Origin of the sequence: uncultured Methanobrevibacter sp. (assembly GCF_905235195.1) — an archaeon.
Classification (GTDB): domain Archaea; phylum Methanobacteriota; class Methanobacteria; order Methanobacteriales; family Methanobacteriaceae; genus Methanarmilla.
The window spans coordinates 1-5,445 of record NZ_CAJOKH010000076.1 but is presented as its reverse complement, the minus strand read 5'-3'; the positions used below and the strand labels follow the sequence as shown (position 1 = coordinate 5,445).

General features: G+C 24.2%; 6 protein-coding genes. 3 read left to right on the top strand and 3 right to left on the bottom strand.

Annotated features, from left to right (window positions below):
• Nucleotides 1-101 precede the first annotated feature (101 nt).
• Entirely contained in the window at nucleotides 102-233 is a 132-nt protein-coding gene (locus tag QZ146_RS08255; protein ID WP_295723468.1) for a hypothetical protein, read from the bottom strand.
• A 265-nt stretch (nucleotides 234-498) separates the two neighbouring features.
• On the opposite strand from QZ146_RS08255, the gene QZ146_RS08250 reads away from it, so the two are divergent.
• Nucleotides 499-999 carry an acyltransferase gene (locus QZ146_RS08250; RefSeq protein ID WP_295723465.1) on the top strand — a complete coding sequence of 167 codons (501 nt, stop codon included), beginning with the start codon at nucleotides 499-501 and terminating at the stop codon, nucleotides 997-999.
• Between the two features lie 11 nt (nucleotides 1,000-1,010).
• Here the strand turns inward: QZ146_RS08250 and QZ146_RS08245 are convergent, their stop codons facing one another.
• Both QZ146_RS08245 and QZ146_RS08240 read right to left on the bottom strand, forming a co-directional pair.
• Nucleotides 1,011-2,447 (bottom strand): polysaccharide biosynthesis C-terminal domain-containing protein, encoded by a 1,437-nt coding sequence (locus tag QZ146_RS08245; RefSeq protein WP_295723463.1) that lies wholly within the window; start codon nucleotides 2,445-2,447, stop codon nucleotides 1,011-1,013.
• 15 nt (nucleotides 2,448-2,462) lie between these two features.
• Complete coding sequence (locus QZ146_RS08240; protein WP_295723460.1) at nucleotides 2,463-3,914, bottom strand: sialyltransferase; 1,452 nt, start codon at nucleotides 3,912-3,914, stop codon at nucleotides 2,463-2,465.
• A gap of 296 nt (nucleotides 3,915-4,210) precedes the next feature.
• On the opposite strand from QZ146_RS08240, the gene QZ146_RS08235 reads away from it, so the two are divergent.
• Together QZ146_RS08235 and QZ146_RS08230 are read left to right on the top strand one after the other, a co-directional pair.
• Nucleotides 4,211-4,399, top strand: coding sequence for a hypothetical protein (locus QZ146_RS08235; RefSeq protein WP_295723457.1), 189 nt, complete (start codon nucleotides 4,211-4,213; stop codon nucleotides 4,397-4,399).
• A 62-nt stretch (nucleotides 4,400-4,461) separates the two neighbouring features.
• A complete protein-coding gene (locus QZ146_RS08230) occupies nucleotides 4,462-4,632 on the top strand; it encodes a hypothetical protein (RefSeq protein WP_295723454.1) in 171 nt (56 codons plus the stop codon).
• Nucleotides 4,633-5,445: the final 813 nt, after the last annotated feature.

The window sequence follows — 5,445 nt, the reverse complement described above, 5'->3', positions numbered from 1 at the left end:
TGAATGTATTTTTAGGAGCCTTAATCATATCACAAGGTTTTAACTCAAAAACAGCAATACAACAATTATCTGAGAACTAAAAAATTCAGGCCCCTAAAGTATTATTCACCCTTATTATTACAACATCCGAAAAAGAAGTTTTTAATTTTATATATTGATTTTTTATTATTTCTTTTCTTCCTCTCTTCTCTTTGGTGAAATTCTTTTCTTCTTTGTACAATATCACTTGCCATAGATATACCCCTTTTTAAAATATTAAAGTCAATAATCTGATTTTAAAATCTTATTTATTAGTTTTAAAGAAAAAATTTATAAAATTTAGTTAAACCTAAATACTATTATTTTATTTTATTATATTATATATAATTTTACAGCAATAGAAATTTAAATCTTTAAAATAAAATTTAAACAAAAAAGATAATTATATTAAAATAATAATTTATTATTAATTGGAATTTTTTAAAATGGAATTTTAAAGAAAATAATTTGAGGAATAAAATGGGAATTTTAGATAAAATTGTAGATTTTAAACGAAAAAGATATGCTAATATGGTTAGAACTACATGTTCATCCTGTGGTAGTGGTCTTAAAGTAAATGGTAAAAGTATTGTTAATTCTAATACAACCCTTAAAGATAATGTTAATTTTAATGGCATGACAATTCAAGGAAATGGTAAAGTAAAAATTGGTTCAAATTTCCATTCAGGAATTGAATGTATGATGATAACAGATTTTCATAATTATGAAGGAGATGCCATACCCTATGATTCTACAGTTATATCAAAAGAAATTACAATAGAAGATAATGTCTGGATAGGAAATCGTGTAATCATTCTTGGAGGAAGCCATATTAAAGAAGGTGCAATAATACAGGCAGGAAGTGTAGTTGTAGGAGAAATAGACAAATATGCAATTGCAGGGGGACATCCTGCAAAAGAATTTAAAAAAAGAAATATCCAACATTATGAAAAACTAAAAAAAGAAAGAAAATTCCATTAAAAAGCTATGTATTATAAAAATGATTTTATCATATTTATCTCTTTTTTAGAAATTGTTTTAAGTGCAAATATAATTATAAAGTAAATAAGCGCACCAAGTATTGAAACCCAAATAATATTAACAATTCCAGTAGGATTAATTAAATATACAATCAAACCCATAATAGCTGCAGATATAAATATTTTTAATGATGATTTGTGTTCAAATGGCAGGTCCATATACTCTTTTGATTTGATTGCAGTTACAATAAATGCAAAAATATAGGACATTAATGTTGCAATAGCTGCACCAAGTATTCCAATATATGGAATCATAAATATATTTAAAATTAGATTTAAAATAGCTACAAAAATCCATAATTTTCCAAGAATCATTGTATTTTTATTAAGGATTAATATATTATTTGTTATACCATATATTCCCATAAATATTGCACCTAAAGCTACAAACGGAGTTATTAAAAAACCATTTTGAGCAATGTCAAATGTTGTAATACTTAAAAGCAAGGATTTTGAAAGAATACTTAAACCTACAGCTGCTGGAACTGTAAGTAAAAGATAATATTTCATTGAATATTTCATATATTTATCTACTTCATCCATATCTCCTTTTTCATAATATTCTGGAAGTATTGCAGGAAGTAAAACTGCAAAAGGAGATAAAAACATTAAAAGTACACTTCCAAGAGCATATCCTGGAGAGTAACAACCTACTGCCGCTGAACCTAAAAATATACTTATAACATATTTATCTGAAGAATCAACCACCCAACTTGATACATTTGAAGGTACAGTTGGAAGTGCAAATGCAAGTTCCTCTTTTAATGTGGAAAATTTAAATCCGAAACCTAAATAACGTAGAATATTAATAGCCATCAATAAAAATACAGTGAAGTATCCTACAAATAATCCCCAGACTACAATTTCAAGAGGATAACCCTTTATTGTTAAATAAATAGAAACAAAAACTCCTATATAACTTTGAAGAATTAAGTATAATGAATATCTTTTCATTTTTTTAATAGTTCGATAAAATGTAATAAGCATTAAGTTAATACATGCAAAAAAAGAGATTAAAACAGTTACATATAAAATATAAATATTTCCATCAAAAAGAGCTTCTGAAATTGCTCCTGAAAATATAATAAATACTAATAATATTGCTAATGTAGATAAAGTTGTAACTGCAATCATAGGATAAAAAGATTGTTTGAATTTTTCCTTATCATGTTCTGATGATAAAAACCTTACCATAGTATAAGGAAGACCAAGATTTGCAATATTTGGAAGAAGTGCAACAGTTGTTAAAACCTGTGCCCACATACCATATTCTGACGTTGAAAATGATTTAGTAATAATTGGAATAAAAATAAGACTACTTAAAGATATTAATATATTTGTAATACCTACAAGACCAATTCTTCCAACAAAACTTTTATAATTAGACAAACAATCACCAATAAATTATTTAATTATCTTTTTAAAAAGTTCCTCATCAAATCCTTTAAAGAAATAATCCTTATCATAAGCTTTTGGAGTAAAATCCATATTTTTAATTAAATCATCAGGAGATTGAACCTTACAAAGTATTCCTTCTTCAATTAAAACATCTAAATATTCAACACCTGGCAAATCAACAATGAAACTTATACAATCAAATTGTAATCCTTCATAAATAGCTGTTGAAAAGGATCCTACCTGATATTTACTTTCTGCAAATAGTTTATAAAGAGGAGTTTGACTATTATCTATTACTTTAAAGTTAGAGTTTTTATCTGCCCTTAAAAGTTCTGGATAATTTTCTCTCCAAGTATCATATTCTCCAGGATGAAGTTTATAGATAAAATTATAATCTGAATTCTCTCTAGATAATTTATTAAATAATTCTACTGCAAATCGAGATAAATATTTACCTATTACTCCCTGAGATATAAAAAGTATTTGATAATTATTTTTAGATAGATTTTTAAATTCTTCATATGATTTTTCAAAATAGCTATAACCTAAGGGTAAAATATTTTCTGTTTTTAGAGGATAGAAACTAGCATTTTCCCAATAATCCCCAAAACTTAAAAGCTTATCTGGAAAATATGGAATCATAGCTTTTTTAAAATCCTCATCTTCATCAATAATATTATGTTCATTAGGATAGGAATATCCCATATGATAATTACTAATAGTTCCATGTTGAAGTTCTAAAACTTCTATACCTAAATGACGAGCTGCTGCAACAAGAGCCATATTTTCATATGCAACAACAACATATACCTGTTTAGGATTTTTTTTACTTAAAAGTTTCTTATAACTATTATATTCATACTTAAAATTAAGAATATGGTCTTTAATAACATTCTCCAAATAATTAAAGTCTATGTTAAACTTTACACTTAAATCATTTAATAATTGTCTTAAAAGTCCCCTTTCAGAATCTGTAAATTTAACTTTATGAGTTTTCTTATAAAGATAGGATAATAGTAAAATTCTATCATTATACCTGATTTTAGTAGAATCTTCACTGAAATGATTATTTAAATAAGGACTTTCTATTATCTCATATTTTTTATTATATTTATCAAGATACTTACAGAAAAAATAGGTGTAAATATCATGATACTTATTTTGATATAATACTTTCCTAGGATGATCGAAAATTATTATATCTAAATCATCTTTACCAGAATATGGACTTTTTAGTAGACTATTTTTTACAAAAGGTAAAAATGATAAAATTTTATCAGATAATGATAATGTTTTTTGTTGAGCTGAACCAAATATATTTAGTTTTCTTGCAATATCATAATATAAATACATTCGAATTAAAGGCCAAAAATATACATTATCAATTTGGGCATTATTTAAATTATATTTATGCTCAAGCGAAAAAAAAACATCTGAGAAATCTTTAATCGACCACATTTTCTTTAAACCTATTTGATATTTTAACTAGATATAACTTTATTTTGTAAAAATAAATATTTTTCTTAAATTTTTTTTAGTGCCTATAAGATTATCAATTTTAAAGAAATATTAAATTTACTATTGACAATTAGTAATATTTTAATTGAATCATTTTAATATTGTTTGTATAAGGAGTATTTTTGTAAAATTATTAAATTTGTTTATGGTAATTTTTTTAATATAGATAAAACATAAAGAATATTATAAAAGAATTTTTTAAAAGAAATAAAAAAGTGTTAATAATTTCATTAATAATGTTTTTAGTATGTGCTTTTAGTGCAGCAATTTATAGTTATAGTACTATAGGTGAAAATTATGGTGCTATTTCAAATTCATTACATGAGAAGGCACATAATGGAACCGCGAATCAGACCTCTACTACAGTCACTAAAACTAATACTATTGGTTTATTCTTACATAATCTTTTTGCAGATTATCAGTAATTGTTGGAGGATTACATTTTTCAAGATTATCATTAAGCGCTACAATATTCAATGGATTGACTATGGGTATCCCTTTTGGAGTAGATTTAACATATGCTGTAGTAACCATATTACCTTATGGCATATTAGAATATACTGCATTAGTATTTTCTCTAGCTTGTGCTTTGAATAAAACCAAACTTGAAATAAAAATGATTAAAAATAGAAGTTTTAAAAATACTATAAATGAATAAACGGGAATTAAAGGATATTTTAATAATGTGTCTAATTGTTTTTATTTTATTGCATATTGCAGCGATTAATAAGTGTAATATAGTTAGTTTGATTGCAAAATGGTATTATGGTTTTAAATATTCGTTAAAATATTAAAACTTTTTTTATTTTCTATTATTTATTAATTTTATTTAACCAACACTAATTATTTTAATAATTAGCTTACTAATTATTCTAAAAATTTACTTGCTAATGATAAGATTACAGATTGAAACATAGAAATAAGAAAATTATTAAATATAAATTAACAAGCTTTATATAATATAAATAAAATAAAATAAGTTAGGTTATGAGCGAAAATAATAATATAATTCCAGATTATGTTACCTTTAGAAAAACATTAGAAAAATACAATGGTATAAACCAATATTAGTTTTTATTATTGGATTAATCATATATACATTATCACAGTTGATTATTATAATATTTTTAAGTGGTATATATGGACCTAATATAATAAATATGGTTATGTCAAAGGATATGAGACTGTAGATTCCAATGATGCAGGATTTTATATATCATACCTATCTGTTATAATCTTTGCTCCGGCATTGTATATTAGTTCTCAAATAGTTAAAGATAGGCCATTTTCATCTTATAGTTCTTCACGTGGATGAGGGAATTGGAAATTATACTTTAAATGTTTAATAATTCCTTTTATAGTATATTTAATTATACAATACGAAATTTAAAAAAAAAGAAAATCATTAATTATTAAAAAGCATAAAGTGAAAAATATGAAATCTAAAATTCCAGCTATAGCTTTAATAATA

Bases quoted from the DNA above. Each gene is read 5' to 3' on its own strand.
- QZ146_RS08240 (WP_295723460.1), bottom strand. From the start codon at position 3,914: ATGTGGTCGATTAAAGATTTCTCAGATGTTTTTTTTTCGCTTGAGCAT.
- QZ146_RS08250 (WP_295723465.1), top strand. From the start codon at position 499: ATGGGAATTTTAGATAAAATTGTAGATTTTAAACGAAAAAGATATGCT.
- QZ146_RS08235 (WP_295723457.1), top strand. From the start codon at position 4,211: ATGTTTTTAGTATGTGCTTTTAGTGCAGCAATTTATAGTTATAGTACT.
- QZ146_RS08255 (WP_295723468.1), bottom strand. From the start codon at position 233: ATGGCAAGTGATATTGTACAAAGAAGAAAAGAATTTCACCAAAGAGAA.
- QZ146_RS08230 (WP_295723454.1), top strand. From the start codon at position 4,462: ATGGGTATCCCTTTTGGAGTAGATTTAACATATGCTGTAGTAACCATA.